The sequence below is a fragment of the Streptomyces siamensis genome (assembly GCF_039543605.1).
Lineage (GTDB): Bacteria > Actinomycetota > Actinomycetes > Streptomycetales > Streptomycetaceae > Streptomyces > Streptomyces siamensis.
The window spans coordinates 117641-142822 of record NZ_BAABKB010000009.1 but is presented as its reverse complement, the minus strand read 5'-3'; the positions used below and the strand labels follow the sequence as shown (position 1 = coordinate 142822).

Genomic DNA, 25182 nt, shown 5'->3' with positions numbered 1-25182 from the left:
TGAGCGACTCGGGACGAGCCGCCCGGCCGTCCTCAGACGCGCTCGTCCGCGAGGTCGCGCAGCGGCCAGGTGCCGTCCACCACCGCGCCCGCGTCGCCCTTGCGGCGCAGGAAGCTCTGGAAGTCGGCCGCCCACTCGGCGTACCACTCGATCTGGCGGCGGTGCAGCTCCGCCGGGCCGAGGCCCGCGACCTTCGGGTGGCGGCCGGCTATCGCGCAGGCGAGCCGGGCCGCGGCAAGCGCGTCGGCGGAGGCGTCGTGGGCGGAGTCGAGCGGCACGCCGTACTCCGTGCAGACGGCTTCGAGGTTGCGCTTGCCGCGGCGGTAGCGGTCGACGGAGCGGTCGATCGTGTACGGGTCGATGACCGGGGCGGGGTCGACGCCGCCGAGCCGCTCGCGCAGCGACGGCAGCCCGTACCTCCGCAGCTCGGCGGAGAGCAGGGTCAGGTCGAAGGCGGCGTTGTAGGCGACGACGGGGACGCCCGTCTTCCAGTACGAGACGAGGACGTCCGCCATCGCGGCGGCCACCTCGTCCGCGGGCCGGCCCTCGGCGGCCGCCCGCTCATTGGTGATCCCGTGCACCGCCACCGCGTCGACCGGGATCTCCACGCCCGGATCGGCCAGCCACTCGCGGCGGCCCAGCGGCTCTCCGCCCCTGACCTCGATCACCGCGCCCGTGACGATGCGCGCCTCGCGCGGATCGGTCCCGGTCGTCTCCAGGTCGAAGCCGATCAGCAGCTCCCGGTGCCAGCCCATGGGCGGCCCCCCTTCTTCGTGGTGCTTTCCCCCAGTGGTCTCCACGATCCCATGAGCCACTGACAATCCGAGGACGGCCTTCCGCTTACCCGGGCCGGCGGGCTCCACGCGTCCGGGTCCCCGACCCTCAGGACACGGGACGCGAATCCGCCCAAGCCACCTCGAACTCCTCGCGATAGGTCGGGAAAAGCCCTTCCTCGCCGGTGTCGCCCGGTTTGACCACCCGTCCCCCGCCGCGCAGGACGAGGACCGGCGCCTCCATGCCCCGGGTGCGGCGCAGATACGACTGGACGACGGCGACGCCGTCCGAGCCGTCGCCGTCCACCAGATAGGCGGTGAAGCGGGGCGTCTCGTCGAAGACCTGGATCTCGAAGGCGCCCGGATCGCGCAGCTTGGAGCGCACCCGGCGCATGTGCAGGATGTTCATCTCCACGCTGCGGCTCAGCTCGCCGCGCTTGATGCCCAGCTCGCGCTCGCGCCGCTTGACCGCGCTGGACGCGGGATTGAGGAACAGCAGCCGCACCCGGCAGCCGGACTCGGCCAGCCGCACCAGGCGCCGGCCGGAGAAGTTCTGCACCAGCAGGTTGAGGCCGATACCGATGGCGTCGAGGCGCCGGGCCCCGCCGAAGAGGTCCTCGGCGGGAAACTGGCGCAGCAGCCGCACCCGGTCCGGGTGCACCCCGACCACGTCCGCGTACCGGTCGCCGACCAGGTCCTCCACGGCGTCGACGGGGAGCCGGCGCGCGGAGGGCACGTCACTGCCGGCGCCGAGTATCTCCAGAAGCCTGGCCGCGGCCCGCTCGGCCTGGTTGAGGACGGCCTCCGACAGGGCGCGGTTGCGGGAGACGACGTTGCGGGTCACTTCCAGCTCGTCCAGGGCGAGTTCGACGTCCCGGCGCTCGTCGAAGTAGGGCTCGAAGCACGGCCAGTGCTGCACCATCAGCTCGCGCAGTTGCGGCAGCGTCAGGAAACTGAGCACGTTGTCGTCGGCGGGGTCGAGCAAGTACCCCTTGCGGCGGCTGACTTCGCGTACGGCGACCGCGCGCTGCACCCATTCCTGCCCCGCGGGACCGGCGGCGGCGACGACCCAGTCGTCCCCGTGGACGGGTTCGTAGATGGGACGCAGAACAGCGGCCACGACCGCGCGCAGCCGCTGTTCCACGAGGTTCAGCCAGATGTAGGCGCGTCCGGCGCGCTGGGCACGCGTCCGCACCTCGCGCCAGGCGTCGGCCCCCCAGTCCAGTTCCGGACCGATGGATCCCATCTCCATCGGCCGTGCCAGGGACACCGCGCCGGGTGGGACATCTGTGGAGTTTCCCTCGTGACCCTCGTCACCAGGAGGCAACTCCAGCCCTCCCGAGCCCACCCGCGCACCGCCTTCCGCTCCCCCGAGCTCTCCCCTAGTCAACGATCAAGGAAGGGTACTCCGGGAGCGGTGGGCGGTGCAGCCCGATGCGCAGGTCGTTTCTCAACGACCCTGTTCCACATGGCCGTTCTGGTCCGCGAGCTCCGGCGGAGTGAGCGGATTCATAGCTGTGACGTCGCGCGGCGTTATGGAGAAGCCCTGCCAGTGGACCGGCATGGGCTGCTGGTCCTCGTCGCGCGCGATGTGGTGGAATCCCACGTTGACCCAGACGACGGGGTGGGTGAGGGTCTGCCCGTCCACCCACTTGTCGACGGACTTGCCGTGCCCGGCACCGCAGTTGCGCAGGTTGTCGCTGGCGAACTGCTCGCACTTGTTGTACTCGGTGAAGTAGACGTCGTGCTTCGTGAAGTTACGCCCGAGGTACTTGGTGGTCGGGCCCGGCACGAGTTCGTACGAACGCGCGTGGTTGTCCCTGTTCTTGCCGCTGTTGCTGACGATGCGCCACCAGCGCGAGTTCTTCGCGTCGCCCGCGAGTTCCTTGGTGACCTTCGTGAGCGTGGTCTTCTTGCTCGGGGCCTCGGCGCCCTGCGCGGGCGGGCTGACCGCGGAGTCGTACTGCTCGACCTTGGTCTTGGAGGAGCCGTCGAGGCCGAAGTTCAGCCGCCAGAAGACGTTGTGGCTGTGACTGGTGGCGTAGTCCTTGGCGTTCTTGCCCAGCGGCCAGCCACGGCCGTCGCCCGCGTCGTAGTCACCGGGCGAGAGGCTGCCGGTGGCGCCGACGTTCATGTTGAGGGTGCCGTCGTCCTGGAAGCGCCACTCGGTGATGTACTCGTACCAGCCGACCTTGTTGACCGTGTAGACCAGCAGGTCCTTGCCCTGCTTCTGGAAGACCTTGTTCCCCGTGTCGGCCTGCATGCGGTAGGCGTGGCCGCGCGAGCGGGTCGTGGTGCACAGGCCCTTGACGTCGGCGTGCTGCGGGTCCCAGGCGTCGGGGACCTTGACCGTCTTGATGGTGCCGCCGGGGCACTCGGCGGGCGCCATGTCGACCAGACCCTGCCCGAACCCGGCACCGGTGAGGTCGCTGTACTCGACCGAGCCGTCGTCGTACGGGACGTCGATCTGGGCGAGCTTCGCCGTGTTGAGGACCTTGATCGGCTGGGCCTCGCCGGGCGGCTGGTACGAGATGTTCTCCAGGACGAGCCCGGCCTCGCTCTCGTAGTGCCAGCACATCCGCCATGTGGTGCCGGTGGAGAGCTTCTGTTCGATCCGGTAGGCCGCGCTGCAGTCGGCGGCCGCCGCGGCGGCCCTCCCGGGCTGGGCCACGGCCGGACCCGCCGCCGTCGTCGCGCCGGCGGCCAGGGCCAGTGCCGTCAGGCCCACCGCCGTCCGGCTGCGAGCACGGCTGTTTCTGTTGACGCGCATGAAGAAGTGACTCCTTGCGGAAAGCAGTAAGTGTGGGAAGTCGGAGAAGGCCGCGGTCAGCCGAGCTTGCCGACCTTGCGGGCGCTCAGGTCGATCACCAGGTCACGGCTGTCGATCCAGGGCCCGTTCTTGACCTTCGGGAAGAGCCGCACGCACCGGTGCTCGCCGCAGGCGCCCAGGACGGCCGGCTGGGCGCCGGGCGTCGCGCGGTAGACCATGCTGTTCAGCACCAGCTGGCCGGGCGAGGTCAGTTCCTTGCCGGTGGCGTCCTTGAAGTCGGCCTTCAGACCCGCGCCGAGCGGGTCGGCGATCAGCAGCTCGGCGGCCTCGGTCATCTCGTCGCGGCTGATCGGCGGCTGGACGTCGTGCTGGGAGCCCGTCTTCTCGACCTTCCCCGTGTCGAGGTTGACGGTCCGGGTGACGAGCGTGTCGTTCTTGTAGTCGTAGAACGAGACGTCGGCGCGCCGGGGCGCGTTCGGGTCGTCCAGTTCGTCCGCCTCGGGCTCGGCGAGGTTCACGCTGAGCCGCTGCGGGCCGCGCTTGCCCTCGACGTTCTCCCCGGCGGTGAGCATCTGGCGGCTGAGCGCGATCCGCGTCACCCGCTCGGTCTCGTCGTCGGTCAGCGGGTCGCGGCCCTTGCCCTTCTCGCCCTCGTCCGGGGCCTGCTCGACCACGCCCGGCTGCACCGCTCCCTGTCCCTGCTGAGCCGCCTGCCGCGAGGTCCCCCCGCTTCCCTTGGCGCCTCCCGATTCCTCGGCCCCCGCCGAGCCCGGAAGGGTGATTCCGACCATCACGGCCGTCCCCGCCACCGCGATGGCCGCACCCGCCACCACCTTGCCCAGATGGCGGTGCACTATCTTGCGCACATTTCCCCCTACTCCCCCCATGTCGTCAGGAGTCGTTCGAGCCCCACTGGTTCGGCATACGCCGTATGCCTGGTCACCGGGTAAGAGGGATGTAAGTCACAGGAGGTTCCATCACTTTCAGGGAGACTCGGCCCGGACTCGCCCCCAGGGGCTCGGCACTACTGGAAGAGTCATATCCATGCAGGTCTGGCCTGGAGAGGCATATCCACTCGGCGCCACGTACGACGGCGCCGGCACCAACTTCGCGGTCTTCTCGGAGGCCGCCGACCGGATCGAGCTGTGTCTTCTGCACGACGACGGCTCGGAGACAGCGGTGGAGCTGCGCGAGACCGACGCCTTCGTCCGGCACGCGTACCTGCCGGGGATCATGCCCGGCCAGCGGTACGGCTTCCGGGTGCACGGGCGGTACGCGCCCGAGCGGGGGCGGCGGACGAACTCGGCGAAGCTGCTCCTCGATCCGTACGCGCGCGCCGTCAGCGGTTCGATCAAGTGGGGCGAGGAGGTGTACGGCTACCCCTTCGGCTCGCCCGACAAGCGCAACGACCTGGACTCCGCGCCCCACACGATGTCCTCGGTCGTGGTCAATCCCTACTTCGACTGGGGCGACGACCGGCGACCACGCACCGAGTACCACCACACCGTGATCTACGAGGCCCATGTGAAGGGCCTGACCATGCAGCACCCGGAGCTGCCCGACGAGCTGCGCGGGACCTACGCGGCGCTGGCCCACCCCGCCATCATCGAACACCTGACCGAACTCGGCGTCACCGCGCTGGAACTGATGCCCGTTCACCAGTTCGTGAACGACCACCGGCTGGTGGAGATGGGCCTCAACAACTACTGGGGCTACAACACGATCGGCTTCTTCGCCCCGCACAACGCGTACGCCTCCTGGGGCGACCGGGGCCAGCAGGTCCTGGAGTTCAAGTCGGCGGTCCGGGCCCTGCACGAGGCCGGGATCGAGGTCATCCTCGACGTGGTCTACAACCACACGGCCGAGGGCAACCACCTGGGCCCGACGCTGTCCTTCCGGGGCCTGGACAACGCGTCCTACTACCGCCTGACGGACGACCCCCGCTACTACATGGACACCACGGGGACCGGCAACTCGCTCCTCATGCGCTCCCCGCACGTGCTCCAGCTGATCATGGACTCCCTGCGCTACTGGGTCACGGACATGCACGTCGACGGGTTCCGCTTCGACCTGGCGGCCACGCTGGCCCGCCAGTTCCACGAGGTGGACCGGCTGTCGTCGTTCTTCGACCTGGTCCAGCAGGACCCCGTGGTCTCCCAGGTGAAGCTGATCGCCGAGCCGTGGGACGTCGGCGAGGGCGGCTACCAGGTGGGCAACTTCCCGCCCCTGTGGACCGAGTGGAACGGCAAGTACCGCGACACCGTCCGGGACCTGTGGCGCGGCGAGCCACGCACCCTGGCGGAGTTCGCGTCCCGCCTCACGGGCTCCTCGGACCTCTACCAGGACGACGGCCGCCGTCCGCTCGCCTCCATCAACTTCGTGACCTGCCACGACGGCTTCACGATGCACGACCTGGTCTCCTACAACAACAAGCGCAACCAGGCCAACGGGGAGGACAACCGCGACGGCGAGAGCCACAACCGGTCCTGGAACTGCGGAGCCGAGGGGGACACCGACGACGAGGACGTGCTGGCCCTCCGGGGACGTCAGATCCGCAATTTCATCGCCACGCTCATGCTCTCCCAGGGCGTGCCCATGCTCAGTCACGGCGACGAGTTCGCCCGCACCCAGGACGGCAACAACAACGCCTACTGCCAGGACAACGAACTGTCCTGGGTGCAGTGGCCGGAGGACGGCAGCGAGCTGCTGGACTTCACACGGGCGATGGTGTGGCTGCGGCGGGACCACCCCGTCTTCCGGCGACGCCGGTTCTTCCACGGCCGGCCCGTCCAGGGCACGCACGACGAACTCTCCGACATCGCCTGGTTCACCCCGGAGGGCAAGGAGATGACACAGCGCGACTGGGATTCCGCCCAGGCCCAGGCCCTGTCGGTGTTCCTCAACGGCAACGCGATCTCGGAGCCCGGCCCGCGCGGGGAGCGCATCTCCGACGACTCCTTCCTGCTGATGTTCAACGCCTCGCCGCGGCCGCTGGAGTTCGTGGTGCCGCTCGACCACGGACGGCAGTGGCAGGTCGTCGTCGACACGGCCGTCCCCGAGGGGGTGGCTCCTGGCACGGGCGCCAAGGTGGAGGCCGGTGACCGGCTCACGCTGGTCGACCGGAGCATGACGGTGCTTCAGCGGCCCGCCTAGGGGGCTTCGTTCGGATCAGCCCGGGTCCACGACGCCCGGCACGCGCGCGTGCGCACCGTTCCCGGTGCGCACGCGCGTGAAGGGCCTGGGTGCGGGTGCCCGGCGTCCGGATGCGCGCGCCGATGACACGAAAGGCGACAAGAAGGGTACGTAGGTTCGCATGACACCTGAGCGTCCCGACCCGGAGATTTCGGACCCGACGGCTCCCGGCCCGGTGATTCCGGCCGTGCCGACGGCCACGTACCGGCTCCAGCTGCAGCCGGAGTTCCCGTTCGCCGGCGCCGAGGCGGCCGTGCCCTACCTGGCCTCGCTCGGCGTCTCCCATCTGCACCTGTCGCCCGTCCTGGAGGCCGTCCCCGGCTCGACGCACGGGTACGACGTGGTGGACCACTCACGCGTACGGGCCGAACTGGGCGGCGAGGAGGGACTGCGCGCGCTCTCCCGCACCGCGCGGGAGCACGGCCTCGGCCTCGTCGTGGACATCGTGCCGAACCACATGGCCATGGACCCGCGCCACAACCGCGCCCTGTGGGACGTGCTGCGCGAGGGCCCCGAGTCGCCGTACGCGCGCTGGTTCGACATCGACTGGGAGGCGGGCGGTCAACTGCTGCTGCCGGTACTGGCCCGCAGGCTCGGCGCGGAGATCGACCACCTGAAGGTCGACGGCGACGTCCTGCGCTACTACGACCACGCCTTTCCGCTGCGCGCCGGCACCGAAGAACTGCCCCTGCTCCAGCTCCTCGACGCCCAGTGGTACCGCCCCGCCTGGTGGCGGCAGGCCCGCACCGAGCTCAACTACCGCCGTTTCTTCAGCATTTCGGAACTCATCGGCGTACGCGTCGAGGATCCGGAGGTCTTCGACGCCACCCACGCGAAGATCCTGGAGCTGCTCCACGAAGGCGTCGTCCACGGCCTGCGGGTCGACCACCCGGACGGCCTGGCCGACCCGGACGCCTATCTGCGCCGGCTGCACGAGGCGTCCGGGGGCCGCTGGACGGTGGTCGAGAAGATCCTCGCGGACGGCGAGCCGCTCCCGGCGGCCTGGCCCGTGGCGGGCACCACCGGCTACGACGCGCTGCGCCACGTGGACGGCCTCTTCACCGACCCGGCCGGCGCGGGCGAACTCCTCGGCCAGTACCGGAGGTTCGCGGCACCGCAGCCCGACCGCGGCGGCCACTGGGAGGCCACGGTGCGCCGCGCCGCGTACAAGGTGGTCACGCACGAACTGGCCACCGAGGTCGACCGCCTCACCCGCGTGGTGAGCGGTCTGTGCGCCGCGTCCCCCGATCCGGCGCTGCGCGACCACGCGCCCTGGGCCCTGGGCACCGCGCTGCGAGAGCTCCTCGTACGCCTCGACGTGTACCGCCCCTACTCGTCGACGGACGCCTCCCTGGTGGTGACGGAGCAGGCCGCCGACGAGGCACGGGCCGCGTTCACGGTGCCCGACGAGGCGCACGCCGTCGACGTCGTGCGCGACCTGGTGCTCGGGCGGGCCGGGGACGGGCCCGTGCACCGGGAGTTCCGCGTCCGCTTCGCGCAGACCGCGTCGGCGCTGCGCGCCAAGTCCGTCGAGGACACCGCGTTCTACCGCTACGTGCCCCTCCTGTCGGCCAACGAGGTGGGCGGCAGTCCGGGCAGCCCGGCCCTGTCGCCGGACGCCTTCCACGCCTACTGCGCGCGCGTGCAGCGCGACTGGCCCGCGACCGGCACGGTCCTGTCGACGCACGACACCAAGCGCAGCGCCGACGTGCGCGCGGCCCTCGCCGTGCTCAGCGAGTGCCCGGACCGGTGGGCCGGACTGCTCGCGGAGGTGACCCGCGACGGCACGGGCGTACCCGACCCGCAGCTGGCGTGGGCCGCGTGGCAGACCGTGCTCGGGCTGGGCCCCGACGCCGAGGCACGGCTGCGCGACGCGCTGCTCAAGCACGTCCGCGAGGCCGGTCTGCACACCGCCTGGACCGAGCGGAACCCGGCCTACGAGGACAGGGTGGCGGCCTTCGTCGCCGAGGGGCCCTGCGGAGCCCCGGGGCGGCGCGTGGCCGCCTTCCGGGCGTCCCTGGCTCCCCACGTGCGGGCCAACGTCCTGGGCGCCGCTCTGGTCCATCTGACGATGCCTGGGGTGCCCGATCTCTACCAGGGCACCGAGGACGAGTACCTGGCTCTGGTGGACCCGGACAACCGGCAGCCGTTCGCTCCGCCGAGGAGCCCGTCCGAGAAGACGGAACTGACCCGGGCCGCGCTGGGGCTGCGCGCACGGCGACCCGCCGCCTTCGGCGAGTCGGCGACGTACGAGCGGCTGCCGGCGGAGGGGGCCGGGGCCGCGCACTGCGTGGCGTTCGCGCGCTCCGGCGAAGTGGTCACGGCCGTCACCCGGCTCTCGCTGAGGCTGGCCGACTCCGGGGGCTGGGGCGACACCCTGCTGCCCCTCCCCGAGGGACGGTGGGCCGATGTGCTGTCCCCGGGGCGGGAGTTCACCGGGCACGCGCGCGTGGCCGACCTGTTCGCGCACGCGCCTGCCGCCCTCCTCGAACGGCTCGGCGCGCCTCAGTGAAGCAGCACCCGCAGGGCCCGGGGCGAGGGGCTGACGGGCCCCTCCGGGACGGGACGGAAACCGGGCACCCAGCGCAGAGCCGGAGCCACGCTCATGAGGGCGTGCAGACCGTGTTCCGCCGTGAGCGCGGCCAGCAGGGGGCCAGGACAGAAGTGCCTTCCGGAGCCGTACGCGAGGTCCCCCGGATCGGCACGGAAGGCGTCGTAGCGGTCCGGGTCTGCGAACCGTGCCGGGTCGCGGCCCGCGGAGCCCAGCAGGCAGGCCACGGTGGCGCCCTCGGGGATCACGCCGACCGGTGCGAGGGCCCGCCGCTCCACGATGTGCAGCGGCGGGTCCCGGCGCAGCGACTCCGCCCAGGCGCCCTGGGTCAGCGTCGGACGGGTCCGGATCACCGCCAGCTGGCCGGGGTGGTCGAGGAGGTTGGCGAGGAACGAGCCGAGTGCCCGCGCGGTGGTCTCGCCGCCCGCGCCGAGCAGGGTGCCGGCCAGGCCCGCCACGGCCTCGTCCGACAGCCGGCGCCCGTCGGTCCTGGCCGTGCACAGGGCGGACAGCAGATCGGCCCCGGGGTGGGCACGGCGGCGCGCGATGTACGGGCGCAGGAACACTTCGAGTTCGGGGTGGTGACCGCCGAGGTGGTCCAGACCCGAGCGGCACCAGGCGTGCACGCGCGCGGTGTCCTCGTACGGCAGTCCGAGCGCGCCGACGACGGCCGCGGTGGGCAGCCAGTGGCAGAACTCGGCGACGAGGTCGGCCTCTTCGCGGGCGGCGATGCGCCGGGCCAGGACGTAGGCCGTGCGTTCGACGCCGGCCGTCAGCGCGGCCAGTGCGGCACCGCGGAAGGCCGGTGAGACGAGGGCGCGGTGCGCGCTGTGCGTGCCGCCCTCCCGATGGACCAGGGTGCGTCCGGACGGCGGCACGACCAGTCGCGGGTCCGCGAGCGCGCCGCGCACGTCGGCGTACCTGCTGATCAGCCACGCGTCGGACCGCTCGTCGTACACGAGCGGGAAGCGGGTCCGCAGGGTGCGGTAGAACGCGTGGGGGTCGTGCTCGGTCCCCACGTCGAGCAGACTCGGCGCTCGGCCCGGTCCCCCGCCGCCCCGCCCGGGCGACACGGAGTCCCTCGCCGGCGGTCCGGAGGACACCACCGGGGCGGTCGACGCGACCAGCGGACCGGAGGACCCGGCCGGGGCGGCAGGCGTCACCGCGCCGGGCGACACCGCCGAGCCGGCAGATGCCGACGGGGCAGGCGGCACGACCGGGCGGGAGGACGCCGCCGCGGCGGGCGACCCCGACGGGCCGCCAGGCGCCGCCGGGCCGACCGACGGACCAGAAGGAGCCGACGGGGCGGGCGGCACCACCGGGCCGGAATGCGCCGACGTGCCGCCCGGGACCGGTGGACCGGCCGACGGACCAGAGGAGGCCGGCGGTCCGGTCTGCACCGACCGGCCGGAAGCTCCCGCGGGCCCGGGCGACACCGACGGGCCGAGCGGTGCTGACGGGGCGGCAGCGGATCGGCCGGGCGACACCGCGGAGCCAGGAGGCACCGCCGAGCCAGGAGGCACCGCCGAGCCGGAAGGCACCGCCGAGCCAGGAGGCACCGCCGAGCCAGGAGGCACCGCCGAGCCAGGAGGCACCGCGGAGCCGGGAGGCACCGCCGAGCCAGGAGGCGCCGCCGAGCCAGGAGGCACCGCCGAGCCGGAAGGCACCGCCGAGCCAGGCGACGGCGGCGCGGTCGTGCGCGAGGGGGCCGCCGGGTCGGGTGGGCCGCCGTGCCGAGGTCGCTCTCCGACCTCAGGCGGGCCCTCGCCGGACGGGCGTTCGCCCGGCGGGACCGGCGCCGTGGCCGGGCTGTCGCGGCACGCGGCCGGCCGTGCGGACCGCGGTCCCGCGTGCACGGGCGTGGGCGCGCCTTCGCCGGGAAGGCCGTGAGAACACAGCACCGGGGCCTCCCGCCTCGGGTCTGCGCGCCGGACCCGCGCGCGGTTGGTATCAGCCGACCACCGCCGCCCCCGGACCGCAGTCCCCGTGCGCCCGTACGGGTGAATCGGCCGTCTCGCGGCGGGGCGCCGGAGCCTCGGGCCAGGACGCGCGCAGGAGGTTCACGAAGGCCTCCGCGGCGCCTGTCGGCGGCTCGCGCGTGAAGACGGTCAGGGGACGCTTCCAGGGCGGGTCGGCGGAGAGCACCACGCAGTCCTCGCCGACGGCTCCGCGCACGATGTGCGAGGGCGCGACGGCGACGCCGACCCCCGCCGCGGCCATCCGTACCGCCGTCGACGTGTGCTCGGTGAACACGGCCGTACGCGGCCGGAATCCCGCCTGCCCGCACACCCGGTCGAGGAAGCGTTCCCCGTCGACCACGGGCTCCATCGCGCAGCGGATCCAGGGACGGTCGGACAGCTCCGCCGGTGTCACCGTCGTGCGGCCGGCCAGCCGGTCGTCGAAGGGCACCACGAGGACGGCCTCCTCCTCGCCGACCGGCAGGACGCTGCCGGGCCAGTCGACGGGCGCGGGCCCGACGGCGAGGTCGGCGACGCCCCGCTCGACCTGCTCCTCCAGCGCCTGCGAGGTGGCGTACTCGTGAAGGTGCAGCAGGACGCCGGGGTGGGCCGCCCGCCAGCGCGCGAAGACGTCGGGCAGGACGCCGACGGCCACCGAGTGCACGGCGGCGATGTGCAGTTCGCCGCCCTCCGCGCCGGCGGCGGCGCGAGCGGCCCGGCGGGCCTGGGCCGCGCTGCGGACGGCGAGCTCGGCGTGCGGCCGGAAGGCCCGGCCCATGGGCGTCAGCCGCACACCGCGCGGCATGCGCTCCAGGAGGGGCCCGCCGACGGTCTTCTCCAGGGCCTTGATCTGGTGGGACAGCGCGGGCTGGGTGACGTGGAGGGTCTCGGCGGCGCGGGTGAACGACGCCTCTTCGACGACGGTCAGGAAGTACTCCATCTGACGCAGGCTCATCCCGGGCACGTCCGTACGCCGGGAGACCCATAAGTGTTCTGCATGAGTTCCACACAAACATTGCCTTGGACTCATGACAAGGAGCGGGCGGAGGCTGAGGACATGGACACCTCCAGCGCATCCGGCACCGCCGGCGCATCCGCCGCCTCCAGGACATCCGGCACCCCCGGCGCGTCCGGCACGTCCCACGCCGCGGCCGATGTCGTCGTCATCGGCGGCGGCACCGGCGGGTACAGCACCGCGCTGCGCGCCGCCGCCCTGGGCCTCGACGTCGTGCTCGCCGAGCGCGACAAGGTCGGCGGCACCTGCCTGCACCGCGGCTGCATCCCGAGCAAGGCGATGCTGCACGCCGCCGAACTCGTCGACGGCATCGCCGAGGCCCGCGAGCGGTGGGGCGTGAAGGCCACGCTGGACGAGGTCGACTGGGCCGCGCTGGTCGCCACCCGCGACGACATCGTGCAGCGCAACCACCGGGGCGTGGAGGGACACCTCGCCCACGCGGGCGTGCGGGTGGTGCGGGGCAGCGCCCGGCTGACCGGCGTCCGTGCCGTACAGGTCGAGGGCGCGGGCACCTTCACCGCGCGCCGTGGCATCGTCCTCGCGACCGGATCACGCCCGCGCACGCTCCCCGGGCTCGTGGCGGACGGGCGGCGCGTGGTGACGAGCGACGACGCCCTGTTCGCCCCCGGCCTCCCCCGGTCCGTCCTGGTCCTCGGAGGCGGTGCCATCGGTGTCGAGTACGCGTCGTTCCACCGTTCCATGGGCGCCGAGGTGACGGTCGTCGAGGCCGCCGAACGGCTCGTCCCGCTGGAGGACGCCGACGTGAGCCGGCACTTGACGCGCGGTCTGAAGAAGCGCGGCATCGAGGTGCTGACGGGGGCGCGGCTGCTCGACGCGGAGGTCGTGGACGACGGCGTACGGGCCCGGGTGCGCACCGAGCGGGGCGGGACCCGCACGGTCGCGGCCGAACGGCTCCTGGTGGCCGTGGGACGGGTTCCGGTGACCGAGGGACTGGACCTGGCCGCGGCAGGCCTCGCGGCGAACGGGCGGGGCTTCCTCGAATCCGCCGACTGGGACCGGCTGGAGACCGCTGTGCCGGGCATCCACGTCGTCGGGGACCTGCTGCCGCCGCCGTCGCCCGGACTCGCGCACGCCTCGTTCGCGGAGGGGCTGCTGGTCGCCGAGACGCTGGCCGGCGTGGAGTCCGCGCCGGTCGACTACGCGGCCGTGCCGCGGGTCACCTACTCGTCGCCGCAGACGGCGGCGGTGGGGCTGAGCGAGGCGGAGGCACGCGCGCGTGGGCACCGGGTCGACGTCGGCACGATGCCGCTCACCGCCGTCGCGAAGGGCATGGTGCACGGCCGGGGCGGCATGGTGAAGGTGGTGGCCGAGGCGGGCGGCGGACAGGTGCTCGGCGTCCATCTGGTGGGCCCGAACGTGTCCGAGATGATCGCGGAGAGCCAGCTGATCGTGGGCTGGGACGCCGAGCCCTCGGACGTGGCGCGGCACATCCACGCGCACCCGACGCTCTCCGAGGCGGTCGGCGAGACGTTCCTGACGCTCGCGGGACGCGGTCTGCACCAGCGGTGACCGGCCTGGCGCTCCCCCTGCCGTCGATACGTGCCACCTGGCGCCCCCTGGAGCCGCCCGGCCCGATCCTTGACAGTTCATCCAGACCGTGGACTACTGCCAAAAGCGACGCAGGGCGGACAAGTCGGGGGTGAGTCTCCTGCCGGAGTTGCGCTACCCCAGTGTGACCGAAATCGTCTCCGCCGCACGGGCATTGGCCGCTCATCGTCCCGGCCTGTGCACCCTGAGGCAAGTGGGTTCCTCACGCGCGGGAAGACCCCTGCACCTGCTCTCCGTGGGGCACGCCCGGCGCGCGGTCCTCGTCGTGGCGGGGGCTCACTCGAACGAGCCGACGGGTGGTTCGACCCTGCTGGCCCTGGCCGAACGAGCCCTTCAGGAGCGGGAGCTGAGGGCGGGCACCTCCTGGCACTTCCTGCTGTGCGCGGACCCGGACGGCGCGAACCTCCATGTCACGCCCGCGCCGCGCACCCTGTTCGACTACCACCGGGGCTTCTTCCGTCCGGCGGGTCCCGAGCAGCCGGAGTGGTCTCCGTCCGTACTGCCTCCCGACCGGCTGCCGCCGGAGACCCGCGCCCTGACCCGGGTCATCGACGAGCTGCGGCCCTACCTCCAGGTGACGTTGCACGGGACCGATCTGGGCGGCAGCTGGGTACAGCTGACGAAGGACATCCCCGGACTCGCCGAGCCGTTCGCCAAGTCGGCGGCGGAGCTGCACATCCCGGTGGAGACGGCCGCGTCGGACGCCGCGGGCTGGCCCGCCTCGGGGCCCGGGGTGCACGTGATGCCGGCGCCGGGTTCGGACGCGGCGTATCCGAGCATGCCGGACGACGCCCGGCACAGCACCTGGTACCACGCCCACCGGTACGGCGGGCTCACCGCCGTCGTGGAGGTACCGATGTGGGCCAGCGACCTGGTGGACGATCCGGCGCCGCACCCGGCGCCGGTGGCGGCGATGCGCCGGCTGGCGCGCCGCCTGCTGCGCGACGCGCTCCAGGTGGAGGTGGTGCTCGCGGAGGCGCTGCCACGGCTGCCGGGGCCCGACGGGCCGCTCCTGCGCGCCGCGAAGTGGGCGCTGGGGCTGGTGCCGGGACTTGCCGACGACTGGGCCCGCACACCGCCCCCGGACACGACGATGGCGTACGTCGGCAGTGTCGACGCGTTCGGCCGCCGGCTCCCGCTGCGGGCCGCCTCGATGCTGCTGCGGGTGCTCCAGGAGGCCGACGACCGTGCGGCGCCGCACCTCGAACGTCTGGTCGCCTCCTGGAGCGACGCCTTCGCCGACCGCTTCCGTGCCCGCTGGGTTCCGCTGGAGAACCAGGTCGAGCACCAGGCCCGCACGGTGGTCGCGGCGGCCCGGCACGCGCGCGGCGGGGCGGCCTGACACCGGCCGCGGCGTCCGCGCGCGTGATCGCCGGCCGGATCCTCGGCCGGGGCGGGCGACGGCGGGCGTCCGCGCGGGGTCGTCCGTGCTGCCCGGTCCGTCGGTGCCGCGGCCCCTGCGGGGCTGTCATCCGGCCCGGTCCGTCGGTGCCGGGGCGTCCGCGCGGTGCCGTCGTCCGGCTCAGTCCGTCAGGGCGAACACCGCTCCGGTCTCGGCCTCCATCACACAGGAGTTGGAGAAGGTGTGCGTGTAGTCGATCCGGCGGCCGTCCCACACGCCCTGCGCCGAGGCGGTCACCGGGGCGTAGATCAGCGAGCACACGGCGTCGGGGGCGGGCGGGATGCGGGAGATGTCGCCGTGGGCGGCGTCCAGTTCCTCGCAGGCCCGGGCCGCGTGCGGGTGTCCTCCCGGCGGGTCGCAGAGCAGCAGGGCGCCGCGGGTGCCGCCGGTGGCCACGTCCCCGTGGGTGACGGTGAGGTGGAGCCAGTCGCCGGCGTGGGACGTCCGGGGCACCGCGTCGGCCGGGACGGTGCCCGCGGTCAGGAGCGCGGCCCCGGCCAGCACCAGGGCCCGGACCGCTCGCATGCGTGTCGTCATTCCAGGTGCATCGGCACGGCGGTGGGCGAACCCCACCCGGAGTCACTCGAACGGGAGCGCGCGGGGGCCCGCCGCGTGGCGAGGTGGAACGCGGAGAGCACGACACGCGCCTGGTACTCGACCTGGCGGGCGACCGGGATCCAGCGCGCTCCGCAGCCGTCGCGGTAGTCGGCGCACCACGCGTCGATGAGCCGGTCGAGTTCCGGCAGCGCCCCCGCGGGATCGTGGCCGGACGCGGTCACGAGCTGGTGCAGCAGCCCCGCCGTCCGCAGCGCGACGCGCCGGCCCGCGAGGCGCAGGGCCGTCAGGCGGGCGGTGTCGAGCGGTGGCAGCGGGCGCGCGGCGGGCTGGTCCAGGTCGGGATCCCAGGAGTCGGCGAGTCCGGGTCCGACCAGTAAATAGTCGTCGACGGGCGCGAGCAGGCAGGCCGTGTCCGGGGAGGTGCCGAGGCCCGGTCTGACGCGCGCGAGGATGCCTTCCAGGAGCCGTGTGTCGTCACGCAGTTTGCGGCTGACGGAGCGCAGCGCGGCCTCGGCGTCGGCGGGCCGGCCCGCGTCCTCCACGGCGGCGACGCCCCACATGGGGGCCTCGACGACGGCGGTCACCGTGCCGTACGGGTGCGGGTGGAACCAGGTCGACTCGACCGCGGCCTCCGTGATGGCGGCGGCCAGGTCGCCCCGGCGCGGCGGTGGGATGCGGTAGACGGCGGGCCCGAGGGCCGGCCAGTACAGGGTGTCGTACGGGCCGAGTTCCCGCGGGATGCCGAGGCGCGCGGCGGCGTGCGCGACGCGCTGGGCGAGGCCGGGCAGATCGTGGGTGAGCTCGACGAAGGCGCCGCCCACGTCGACGCCGTGCAGGGAGCACTGGAGGAAGGGCCGCAGTTCGTCCTGGAGGTCGAGGAGGGTCCGGGTCTCCGGCAGTACGGCGCTGTCCGCGCCGTCCGGCAGCCATTCGGGCTGTTCCAGGAAGCCGGGCCGGAAGAAGTGCCGGAAGTAGCGGCCGAGGGTGTACGGGCCGGACAGCCAGGCCTCGTTGCGACGGGAGCCGTCGGGGTCGAGGCACAGCAGCAGGTTCCAGGTGGCGTCCGCTCCCTCGCACAACCGGGGGTCGGCGAGGACTCGTTCGGCGAGGCGCAGGACGGTCGCGCCGCCGACGGGTTCGTTGGCGTGCGGTCCGGCGACGACGAGGGCCTGGCGGCTGCCGTGCCCGACGGACAGGAGCCAGAGCGGCGCGCCGGCCCGCGAGGTGCCCACGCGGCGCAGTCGGGCGTCCCGGGGGCGACGGGCGGCGAGCGCGGCCGCCCGGGTGCCGAGCTCGTCCACGGTCGGGTAGCGGAGGAGTGGCGGCAGGACACACCTCCACTCATGTGGTGCCGTCGGTTCACCTGATGTGCATGGTGTACGCACAGTCAGTCACGGCGGTAAGGGTTCGTCAACACCGCGGAACACCGAGGATGTTGGGGAAATCGGTTACTTCCGAAGCGGACCCGGTCAGTCCGAGGCGAGTCGGAACGCCATCCGCCCGAAGGCGACCTGGTCGCCGTCCTTGACGACGGTGGAGCCGACGACGCGCCGGCCGTTGACGGTCGTCCCGTTGGTCGAGCCGAGGTCGCGCAGCACCCACAGCCCGCCCTGCCGGCTCAGTTCGGCGTGCACCCGGGACACGGTCTCGTGGTTGAGCCGCAGCCCGCTGGCGGGGTCGCGGCCGATGCGCAGCGGGTACGGGTTCCCGGGGTGGGGCAGCTGGAGCTTGGGGAGCCGCTCGGCCTGCCAGGCCCTGCGCACCCGTACGGAGAAGCCGGAGATCGCCTCCACGGTGCCGAACACGAGCTTCGCCCAGCGCCCCTCGGTGGGCAGGTCGGCGGTGAGCACGGCGAGTTCGTCGGGCCTGCGGGCGGCGAGCGCCAGCTCCATGCGGCGGATGAAGGTGTCGTGGGAGAGGCGACCGAGGGCGACGCCGTCGCGGAGCGCCTTGAGCGCCCGGTCGCGCTCCGCGTCGGACAGCCGCGCGGGGTACGTGTGGAACTCGAAAGACGACGTCACGCTGGTGATTGTCGGACAGGGCGGGCGGGGTGTCCAGAAAACGGGGAAAGGGACGCCTCGGCCGACCGGAACGATTCGGCGGCCCGGGTGTGACACATGCGCGGCGGACACGCGGCAAAAGGGTGGATTCGAAAGCGAATTGATCTCAGGTGAAGCACCATGGACGGATTACGTCACGGTGAGCTGACAAGGGGGAACCGTCTGTGCGGTTCGAGGTGTGGGCACCGCAGGCCGACCGGGTGACGCTGCATTGCGCGGACGCCACGCGCGCGTTGGCGCGCGATCCGGAACGGGCCGGGTGGTGGACGGGCGAGGCGGACGCGCAGCACGGGACGCGTTACGGCTTCGCGGTGGACGACGGCCCCGTGCTGCCCGATCCCCGCTCGCGGCGCCAGCCCGACGGCCCGGACGGGCTGAGCGCGGTGGTCGAGCACGACCGGTACGCATGGCGGGCGCCGTGGGCGGGGCGCCCGCTGCCCGGTGCGGTGCTGTACGAGCTCCACGTGGGGACGTACACGCCGCAGGGCACACTGGACGCGGCCGCCGAGCGGCTGGGCCATCTGGTGGAACTGGGTGTGACGCACGTCGAGTTGATGCCCCTGTGCCCGTTCCCCGGCCGGCACGGCTGGGGGTACGAGGGGGTCTCGCTGTGGGCCGTGCACGAGCCGTACGGCGGACCCGAGGCGCTCAAGCGCTTTGTCGACACTGCGCACGGGCTGGGACTGGGCGTGGTCCTCGACGTCGTGCACAACCATCTCGGGCCGTCCGGCAACTACCTGCCGGCGTTCGGGCCGTACTTCACGGACACCCATCACACACCCTGGGGCTCCGCGGTGAACCTGGACGCGCCCGGTTCGGACGAGGTGCGCGCGTTCCTCGTCGGCAGCGCTCTCGCCTGGCTGCGCGACTACCGGTTCGACGGGCTGCGACTGGACGCGGTGCACGCGCTGCGGGACACGCGCGCGCTGCACTTCCTGGAGGAGCTGTCGACGGCAGTGGACGCGCTCTCCGGCGAGCTCGGGCGGCCGCTCTTCCTGATCGGGGAATCGGACCTCAACGACCCGCGGCTCGTCACCTCCCGCGAGGAGGGCGGTCTCGGGCTGCACGCCCAGTGGAACGACGACTTCCACCACGCGCTGCACACCGCGCTGACCGGTGAGGCGCAGGGGTATTACGCGGACTTCGCGCGGGACCCGTTCGCGGCGCTCGCGAAGACGCTGACCTCCGGCTTCTTCCACGACGGCACGTACTCCAGCTTCCGCGAGCGGCACCACGGCCGCCCGCTGGACCGCACCCGCGTCTCGGCGCACCGCCTGCTCGGCTACTCCCAGACCCACGACCAGATCGGCAACCGCGCCCAGGGGGACCGGCTGTCGGCGTCCCTCTCCCCCGGGCTGCTGGCCTGCGCGGCCGCGCTGACGCTCACCGCGCCCTTCACCCCGATGCTCTTCATGGGCGAGGAGTGGGCCGCGAGCACACCCTGGCAGTTCTTCACCGACCACACCGACCCGGAACTGGCGGAGGCCGTGCGCAGGGGCAGACGCCGCGAGTTCGCCGCGCACGGCTGGGCCGAGGAGGAGGTGCCGGACCCGCAGGACCCGGCGACCCGGGACCGCTCCTGCCTCGACTGGTCGGAGCCCGACAAGGCCCTCCACGCGCGCGTGCTGGCCTGGTACCGGGAGCTGATCGCGCTGCGCCGCCGGCAGCACGACCTCTCGGACCCCGACCTCGCCGCGGTCAGGGTGGCCCAGGACCCCCGGGCTCGCTGGATCGCCCTCAGGCGTGGGGACGTCCGGGTGGCGGTGAACCTCGGCAAGGAGCCCGCGGCGATCCCGCTGGGCCTGCGCCACGCGCGCGTGCTGGCGGCGTGGGAACCGGTGGAAGCGCCGGACACGGACGGGGTGTTGACCGTGCCCGGCGAATCGTGCGTGGTGCTGACCCAGGCGTGACCCTAGGGCGACTCGTCGGGGTCGTCCCGCAGATCGGTGACCCGTTCCAGCATGATCGCCTCCCAGGCGCGGCCCAGTCGGGTCCGCAGGAGCGGGACGGGGCTGCCGTCGCCGCCCCGCAGACGGTCGGCGAGACGGATCACCGTGTCGCAGCGCGACAGCCACAGGCCGCGCAGACAAGGGCGGGCGCCGTACCCGGCCAGGGTGGCGGCGCGGACGGCCGCCCCCGCGCCGACGGCGATCGCCAGCCCGCCGATGTCCTCGGCCGGGTCGCCGATCACCGCGTCGGTCCAGTCGAGGACGCCGCGCACCCGCCCGTCGGCGCTGACCACGAGGTGTTCGCCCTTGAGGGCGTGGTGCACGAGGAACGCGACTCCCGGCTGTGCGGCGAGCTGGGCGGCGCCCGGTGCGGTGAGCTGGGCGAGCCGAGCCGGGTCGAACTCCTCGGCGGCGGCGAGCCGCTCGGCGGCACCGGCGGCCGCGTCGCGCAGCGCCTCCAGGGAGCGCGGCGCGACGCGGGGCACGCCGAGCGTCTCGGCCTGCCGTACGGGCACCTCGCGCAGACCCGTGAGCAGGCCCGCCAGGTCGGCCTCGCCGACGGCCGAGACGTCCTGGACCTCGCCCGAACCGCCGGCGAGCCGGGTGTCCAGGGTGCAGCCGAGTCCGCTCGCCCATTCGCCGTGGGCGACGCTCACCGGGACCGGGACGCCGAGGTGCGGCCGGATCAGGTCGCGCAGCCGCCGTTCGCGGCGCTGGCGCGCGGCGGCGTCACGGTCCCGGGCGAGCCGCAGCACATGGCGCCGGCCCACCCACCAGCTGGAGTGTTCACCGCCCTCGGCGACCGGGCGCACGTCAAAACCGGCTCCCTCCGCCCTGCCGTCGGCGAGCAGCGAACGGACCAGTTCGCGGACGGTGTCCTCGGTCGGTGTCGGTGCCTGGGTCATGGTCGCGCCCTTGTCGTTCGGGGGCGTGGGCGGGGCTTCTGCCGCACGGTCGGTGGGTGCAGGTCAGTCGACGATCACCATCTCGCGGGAGGTGGTGTTCAGGCGCCGCCCGCCGTCCTCCGTGACCGTGACGATGTCCTCGATGCGGACCCCGAAGCGGCCCGGCAGATAGACGCCGGGCTCCACGGAGAAGCACATGCCGGGCACGAGGGGCTGCTCCTCGCCCTCGATCATGTACGGCGGTTCATGGGTGGTGACGCCGATGCCGTGTCCGGTGCGGTGGATGAACCGGTCGCCGTATCCGGCCTCGGTGATGACCGCCCGGGCCGCGCGGTCGACGTCCTGGCAGGCGGCGCCCGGCCGCACCGCGCGGAAGCCCGCCTCCTGGGCCGCGCGCACGACGTCGTGCACGGTGCGCTCCTCGGCGTCGGGCTCGCCGACGTGGACGGTGCGGGAGGTGTCGGAGCCGTAGCCGTGCTTGAGGCCGCCGAAGTCGAGGACGACCATGTCGCCGTGCTCGATGACGCGGTCGTCGGCCTCGTGGTGCGGATTCGCCCCGTTCGGGCCGGAGGCGACAATCGTGAAGTCGACCTGGGAGTGCCCGAACCGGCGCAGCAGATCGGCGAGGTCGGCGGCCACGTCGGTCTCCCGGCGGCCGGAGAAGCGGACCTTGCGGATCTCCTCGAAGGCCTGGTCCGCCGCGGCGCCCGCCGCGGCCAGCCGCTCCAGTTCGGCGGCGTCCTTGACGGCGCGCAGCATCGGCAGGGCCTTGGTGAGGGCCTGGTAGCGGGTGCCGGGCAGGTGCTGCTGGAGTCCGAGCAGGTGCAGGGCCCAGCCGTTGTCGCTGACTCCGAAGCGGCCCTGGTGGCCGAGGAGCGGCGCGGTCGCCTCGTAGGGGTCCTTGCCGTCGGTCCAGTCGCGGAGCGTCAGGGCGGGCGCGCCGGGGGCCTTGGCGGCGTCGGGCGCCTCCAGGGTGGGCACGACCAGGACCGGGTCCTGGCCGGGCCGCAGCACGAGGAGGGTGAGCCGCTCGGTCTCCACCGGCCGGTACCCGGTCAGCCACACCAGGTCGGGACCCGGCGCGACGAGCACGCCGTCGAGCCCGGCGTCCGCGGCGGCCCCGGCCGCACGCCGCATCCGGGCCTCGTAGTCGCCGGCCGCGAAGGGCGCGGGTGTGGCGGTCATGCATGCCTCCAACCGTCCGGAGTCCCCCAGGGGGCTACGGGCAGCATCCTGCCCCTCCGCTGGGGCGTGCGCGAGCCGATTGCGGTGCCTTTGTGTCAGCTCTCCAGGGCGAGGCGCGCACCCAGGAGGAGCAGGACGCCGCCCGAGACCTGCTCCAGACGCCGTCGCACGCCGGTCCTGGACAGCACGGCCTTCATCCGCCCGACGAACCACACGTACAGGCCGTAGTAGCCGACCTCGTAGACCGCCCAGAGCGCGGCGAGGCCGACCATGGTGGGCAGGTGCGGGGCTCCTTCGGGCACGAACTGCGGCAGGAAGGACATCGCGAAGACGGCCGCCTTGGGGTTGGCGAGGTTGAGCAGCAGTCCACCCCGGTAGGAGGCCCAGCCACTCTGCTCCGTGCCCTCCCAGCCGGCACCGTCCGGGGCGTCCTTGGAGCGGCGCGCCTGCCGCAGCGTCTGGATGCCGAAGCCGACGAGGACGACGGCGCCGACGACGCGCATGACGCCGTACGCCACCTCGGAGGCGGCGAGCAGCGCGGAGAGGCCGAAGGCGGCGACGACGCCCCAGACGAACACCCCCGTCTCGTTGCCGAGGACGGTCAGGAAACCGGACCGCCGGCTGCGCAACGACTGCTTGATGATCAGCACGGTGCTGGGTCCGGGGGACGCCGCGATCAGCGTGCAGGCGCCGAGGAAGGCGAGAAGGGTGCTCAGCATGCGGCCATGGTGACGCAGCGCCGTCGGGGCGGCCAGCACTTTTCCGCACGGACCTCGCCCGGCCTTCTTCTAACGCCTGGGCATTGCCTTGCCATTAGAGCTAATGCTTAGATTCTGTTGTTCCATTACATGAACTCGGGGCCTCGACGCCTCAACGACGGGGAGGGGAACGGCATGCTCGTGCTGGCGCACATCAGCGACCTTCACTTGGACGGGACAGAGCGGGCGACGGAGCGGGCCGAGCGGGTGCGCGACCGGCTCTGGGGGCTCGCCGGGCGGGTGGACGCGCTCCTGGTGACGGGAGACATCGCGGACCACGGCGCGGAGGCGGAGTACGAGGAGGCGGCTCGTCTGCTGGGACTGCGCGACCCGGACACGGCCCCGTTCCCGGTCCTCACCTGCCCGGGCAACCACGACAGCCGCGCGCCCTACCGCAAGGCCCTGCTCGGCGGCCCCGCCGGCGACGGCCCGGTCAACAGCCTGCACGTCTTCGACGACGCGGCCGTGCTCATGTGCGACTCCAGCATCCCGGGCCGGGACGAGGGCGAGTTCGACGAGGAGACGTATGCCTGGATCGAGGCGACGCTCGACGACCTGGACGGCGGCCTGCCCGCGCTCCTCGCCTTCCACCACCCGCCGGTCGCCCTGCACCATCCGCTGCCGGACGCCTACCAGTTGGGCGAGCCGCGCGCCCTGGCCGGGCTGCTGGAGCGCAGGCCCGAGATCGTCGGACTGATCACCGGGCACGCGCACACACCGGCGGCCACCGCCTTCGCCGGACGGCCGCTCGTCGTCGGCCCCGGCGTGACCTGGACACTGCGGCTGCCCTGGGAGGGCGAAGGGGTCGCGGACCGGGACGCCCCGCCCGGGTTCGCGTTCCATGTGCTCGACGACGAAGGGCGGTTGACGAGCCACTTCAGGGTCGCGTGAGCCGGGGCCGGAATCAGGTCACGACGCCCGGGACCGTGGACAGTTGACGTCGGGACCCGTTCGCGTGACGGACGGAGAGGGTGACGGACGCGCCCGGGCGCGCGGCGGCGACCGCGTGCGCGAGGTCCGCCGCCGAACCGATCCGGCTCTCCCCGAGGGCGAGCAGGACGTCACCACGCACCAGGCCCGCGGTGTACCCGGGCCCGGGGACATGGACGGCGACGACGAGCGCACCCCCGCCCTTCGGTGCGTCGACGGCCTCGACACCCAGCGTGGCCGGCGCGGACTCCGTCACCGGAGCCGTCCCGCCGCCCACCGACGCCGACTTGGAACCGCCGGGCGCGGCCGGACCGGAGACACGCCCGGAGGCGCCCGGCGACACGGACGGCCCGGGTCCCGCCGCACCGCCCGCCTTCTGCTGGAGGGCCGCCAGTCTGCTCATGCCGATCACCGTGGCACCCACGGTGCCGAGCCCGACCCCCGACAGGACCAGCACCACGCCGACGAACAAACTGAACAGCAGCGTCATCAGACGCCTGCCGCGGCGTCGGGCGGCATGCGGTCGCCGCCCGCCGCCGGACGGGCGGCCACCGCCCGGCTCCTGACCGGGCATCGGCTTGGGACGCAACGCGGTCTGTTCCATGGATCGCCTCCGGCAGCTGTTCTACGGACCGCCTCCGGCTCTTGCTCTACCCTGCGCGCCGACGCGCGACGATTCACTAACGAGTGAGACTTTCAGGACCGTTCGAGAAGTTTGTCCACCAATGCGGCCGCCGCGCCCCGCGGCGATCCGGCGTGCACCAGCTCCGTACGGTGCACGAGCCGGGGAGCCACCAGCGGCACGGCCGCCGTGCCGGGCACGCCGACGGCCGCCGTGCGCGGCAGCAGGAGCAGGCCGTGCCCCGCGGCGGCCAGAGCGGTGAGGGCACGCAGGTCGGTGCCCTCGTAGCGCAGGGCAGGGCGGAAGCCCGCACTGCCGTGCGCGGCGCGCAGGTGGGCCAGCGGCAGCCCCGCGCCGGGGGCGTCCAGCCAGCGGGCGTCCACCAGGTCGCCCAACCGCAGCCCCGTGCGCCGGGCCAGTGGATGCGACGCGGGCAGCAGGACACAGACCGGCTCCTCGCCGACCCCGTGGGTCGTCAGCGGCGCCACGTCCGGCAGCCGCAGGGGGTCGCTGGGCGCGGCGAGTCCGTCGACGAGCCCCAGGTCCGCGCCGCCGGTCGCGACGGCCGCCGGGACCTCGTCGCGGGACAGCATCCTGAGGGTCACACCCGCGGCGGGCAGCGCCGCGACGACACGGGGCCCGAGTGCGGTCGGCGCCACGGCGAGCGTCAGACCGTGCTCGGGCGCGGCCACCGTCCGTGCGACGTCGGCCCGGGCGGCGTCCAGGCGCAGCAGCAGCGGGCCCGCGTGTTCGAGGAGCCGCTCGCCCGCCGCGGTCGGTGCGACGGGCCGCCGGGTGAGCAGCGGCGCACCCAGGTCCTGCTCCAGCGCCGCGACGTGCTGGGACACCGCGGACTGGGTGTAGCCGAGCTCGCGCGCGGCCTCCGAGAAGGACGCGAGCCGCGCCACGGCGACGTACGTACGCAGGAGATGCGGATCCATGCCGCCAAGGATGGCGCACCGTATCAGCGTTGCTTATCGGGGGT

20 protein-coding genes are annotated in these 25182 nt (G+C 73.4%); 6 read left to right on the top strand and 14 right to left on the bottom strand.

The features are described from left to right. Positions 1-32 precede the first annotated feature (32 nt). From ABEB03_RS16505 to ABEB03_RS16490, 4 genes are all read right to left on the bottom strand, one after another. Positions 33-755 (bottom strand): 3'-5' exonuclease, encoded by a 723-nt coding sequence (locus ABEB03_RS16505; protein ID WP_345648673.1) that lies wholly within the window; start codon positions 753-755, stop codon positions 33-35. Positions 756-882: 127 nt separating this feature from the next. After that, positions 883-2121, bottom strand: a complete 1239-nt coding sequence (locus tag ABEB03_RS16500; RefSeq protein ID WP_345648748.1) for an SAV2148 family HEPN domain-containing protein — start codon at positions 2119-2121, stop codon at positions 883-885. A 102-nt stretch (positions 2122-2223) separates the two neighbouring features. Then, positions 2224-3543, bottom strand: coding sequence for a copper amine oxidase (locus ABEB03_RS16495; protein WP_345648670.1), 1320 nt, complete (start codon positions 3541-3543; stop codon positions 2224-2226). A gap of 56 nt (positions 3544-3599) precedes the next feature. Further along, positions 3600-4409, bottom strand: coding sequence for a Tat pathway signal sequence domain protein (locus ABEB03_RS16490; RefSeq protein ID WP_345648665.1), 810 nt, complete (start codon positions 4407-4409; stop codon positions 3600-3602). Positions 4410-4587: 178 nt separating this feature from the next. Here ABEB03_RS16490 and glgX point away from each other — a divergent pair, with 178 nt between their 5' ends. Both glgX and treY read left to right on the top strand, forming a co-directional pair. Beyond that, on the top strand, positions 4588-6696 hold the full coding sequence (gene glgX / locus ABEB03_RS16485) for a glycogen debranching protein GlgX (RefSeq protein ID WP_345648662.1): 2109 nt from the start codon (positions 4588-4590) through the stop codon (positions 6694-6696). Positions 6697-6856: 160 nt separating this feature from the next. Then, entirely contained in the window at positions 6857-9247 is a 2391-nt protein-coding gene (gene treY, locus ABEB03_RS16480; protein WP_345648659.1) for a malto-oligosyltrehalose synthase, read from the top strand. Here treY and ABEB03_RS16475 read toward each other — a convergent pair. Both ABEB03_RS16475 and ABEB03_RS16470 read right to left on the bottom strand, forming a co-directional pair. Then, positions 9241-10305: a cytochrome P450 gene (locus tag ABEB03_RS16475; RefSeq protein ID WP_345648657.1), complete on the bottom strand. Its 1065-nt coding sequence runs from the start codon at positions 10303-10305 to the stop codon at positions 9241-9243. The two genes, treY and ABEB03_RS16475, sit on opposite strands and share 7 nt — an antisense overlap. Positions 10306-11236: 931 nt before the next feature. Then, positions 11237-12199 carry a LysR family transcriptional regulator gene (locus ABEB03_RS16470; protein WP_345648654.1) on the bottom strand — a complete coding sequence of 321 codons (963 nt, stop codon included), beginning with the start codon at positions 12197-12199 and terminating at the stop codon, positions 11237-11239. A 102-nt stretch (positions 12200-12301) separates the two neighbouring features. Between ABEB03_RS16470 and lpdA the strand changes: the two genes are divergently transcribed. Further along, positions 12302-13789: a dihydrolipoyl dehydrogenase gene (gene lpdA / locus ABEB03_RS16465; protein WP_345648652.1), complete on the top strand. Its 1488-nt coding sequence runs from the start codon at positions 12302-12304 to the stop codon at positions 13787-13789. Between the two features lie 130 nt (positions 13790-13919). Beyond that, the gene (locus ABEB03_RS16460; RefSeq protein ID WP_345648745.1) at positions 13920-15170 is read left to right on the top strand and encodes a M14 family zinc carboxypeptidase; all 1251 of its coding nucleotides are present in this window, start codon (positions 13920-13922) and stop codon (positions 15168-15170) included. Between the two features lie 180 nt (positions 15171-15350). On the opposite strand, the gene ABEB03_RS16455 is transcribed toward ABEB03_RS16460, so the two are convergent. From ABEB03_RS16455 to ABEB03_RS16445, 3 genes are all read right to left on the bottom strand, one after another. Further along, positions 15351-15767 (bottom strand): SSI family serine proteinase inhibitor, encoded by a 417-nt coding sequence (locus tag ABEB03_RS16455; RefSeq protein ID WP_345648649.1) that lies wholly within the window; start codon positions 15765-15767, stop codon positions 15351-15353. Then, positions 15764-17089, bottom strand: a complete 1326-nt coding sequence (locus ABEB03_RS16450) for a M14 family zinc carboxypeptidase (protein WP_345648645.1) — start codon at positions 17087-17089, stop codon at positions 15764-15766. Before ABEB03_RS16450 ends, ABEB03_RS16455 begins: the two co-directional genes overlap by 4 nt. Positions 17090-17257: 168 nt before the next feature. Then, complete coding sequence (locus tag ABEB03_RS16445; protein ID WP_345648642.1) at positions 17258-17809, bottom strand: DUF1707 and FHA domain-containing protein; 552 nt, start codon at positions 17807-17809, stop codon at positions 17258-17260. A gap of 203 nt (positions 17810-18012) precedes the next feature. Between ABEB03_RS16445 and treZ the strand changes: the two genes are divergently transcribed. After that, positions 18013-19758 carry a malto-oligosyltrehalose trehalohydrolase gene (gene treZ, locus ABEB03_RS16440; RefSeq protein ID WP_345648639.1) on the top strand — a complete coding sequence of 582 codons (1746 nt, stop codon included), beginning with the start codon at positions 18013-18015 and terminating at the stop codon, positions 19756-19758. A gap of 2 nt (positions 19759-19760) precedes the next feature. Here treZ and ABEB03_RS16435 read toward each other — a convergent pair whose 3' ends face one another. The 3 genes from ABEB03_RS16435 to ABEB03_RS16425 all read right to left on the bottom strand — a co-directional run bounded on the left by ABEB03_RS16435 (position 19761) and on the right by ABEB03_RS16425 (position 22606). Next, positions 19761-20702: an aminoglycoside phosphotransferase family protein gene (locus tag ABEB03_RS16435; RefSeq protein ID WP_345648636.1), complete on the bottom strand. Its 942-nt coding sequence runs from the start codon at positions 20700-20702 to the stop codon at positions 19761-19763. 63 nt (positions 20703-20765) lie between these two features. Further along, a complete protein-coding gene (locus tag ABEB03_RS16430; protein ID WP_345648631.1) occupies positions 20766-21887 on the bottom strand; it encodes an aminopeptidase P family protein in 1122 nt (373 codons plus the stop codon). Between the two features lie 95 nt (positions 21888-21982). Further along, the gene (locus ABEB03_RS16425; protein WP_345648628.1) at positions 21983-22606 is read right to left on the bottom strand and encodes a LysE family translocator; all 624 of its coding nucleotides are present in this window, start codon (positions 22604-22606) and stop codon (positions 21983-21985) included. 174 nt (positions 22607-22780) lie between these two features. Here ABEB03_RS16425 and ABEB03_RS16420 point away from each other — a divergent pair, with 174 nt between their 5' ends. Next, entirely contained in the window at positions 22781-23536 is a 756-nt protein-coding gene (locus tag ABEB03_RS16420) for a metallophosphoesterase (protein WP_345648742.1), read from the top strand. Between the two features lie 13 nt (positions 23537-23549). On the opposite strand, the gene ABEB03_RS16415 is transcribed toward ABEB03_RS16420, so the two are convergent. Together ABEB03_RS16415 and ABEB03_RS16410 are read right to left on the bottom strand one after the other, a co-directional pair. After that, complete coding sequence (locus tag ABEB03_RS16415; RefSeq protein ID WP_345648625.1) at positions 23550-24179, bottom strand: PDZ domain-containing protein; 630 nt, start codon at positions 24177-24179, stop codon at positions 23550-23552. 92 nt (positions 24180-24271) lie between these two features. Further along, positions 24272-25138, bottom strand: a complete 867-nt coding sequence (locus tag ABEB03_RS16410; protein WP_345648622.1) for a LysR family transcriptional regulator — start codon at positions 25136-25138, stop codon at positions 24272-24274. Positions 25139-25182 lie beyond the last annotated feature (44 nt).

Bases quoted from the DNA above. Each gene is read 5' to 3' on its own strand.
- ABEB03_RS16505 (WP_345648673.1), bottom strand. From the start codon at position 755: ATGGGCTGGCACCGGGAGCTGCTGATCGGCTTCGACCTGGAGACGACC.
- ABEB03_RS16495 (WP_345648670.1), bottom strand. From the start codon at position 3,543: ATGCGCGTCAACAGAAACAGCCGTGCTCGCAGCCGGACGGCGGTGGGC.
- glgX (WP_345648662.1), top strand. From the start codon at position 4,588: ATGCAGGTCTGGCCTGGAGAGGCATATCCACTCGGCGCCACGTACGAC.
- treY (WP_345648659.1), top strand. From the start codon at position 6,857: ATGACACCTGAGCGTCCCGACCCGGAGATTTCGGACCCGACGGCTCCC.
- ABEB03_RS16470 (WP_345648654.1), bottom strand. From the start codon at position 12,199: ATGAGCCTGCGTCAGATGGAGTACTTCCTGACCGTCGTCGAAGAGGCG.
- lpdA (WP_345648652.1), top strand. From the start codon at position 12,302: ATGGACACCTCCAGCGCATCCGGCACCGCCGGCGCATCCGCCGCCTCC.
- ABEB03_RS16455 (WP_345648649.1), bottom strand. From the start codon at position 15,767: ATGACGACACGCATGCGAGCGGTCCGGGCCCTGGTGCTGGCCGGGGCC.
- ABEB03_RS16435 (WP_345648636.1), bottom strand. From the start codon at position 20,702: ATGACCCAGGCACCGACACCGACCGAGGACACCGTCCGCGAACTGGTC.
- ABEB03_RS16430 (WP_345648631.1), bottom strand. From the start codon at position 21,887: ATGACCGCCACACCCGCGCCCTTCGCGGCCGGCGACTACGAGGCCCGG.
- ABEB03_RS16425 (WP_345648628.1), bottom strand. From the start codon at position 22,606: ATGCTGAGCACCCTTCTCGCCTTCCTCGGCGCCTGCACGCTGATCGCG.
- ABEB03_RS16420 (WP_345648742.1), top strand. From the start codon at position 22,781: ATGCTCGTGCTGGCGCACATCAGCGACCTTCACTTGGACGGGACAGAG.
- ABEB03_RS16415 (WP_345648625.1), bottom strand. From the start codon at position 24,179: ATGGAACAGACCGCGTTGCGTCCCAAGCCGATGCCCGGTCAGGAGCCG.
- ABEB03_RS16410 (WP_345648622.1), bottom strand. From the start codon at position 25,138: ATGGATCCGCATCTCCTGCGTACGTACGTCGCCGTGGCGCGGCTCGCG.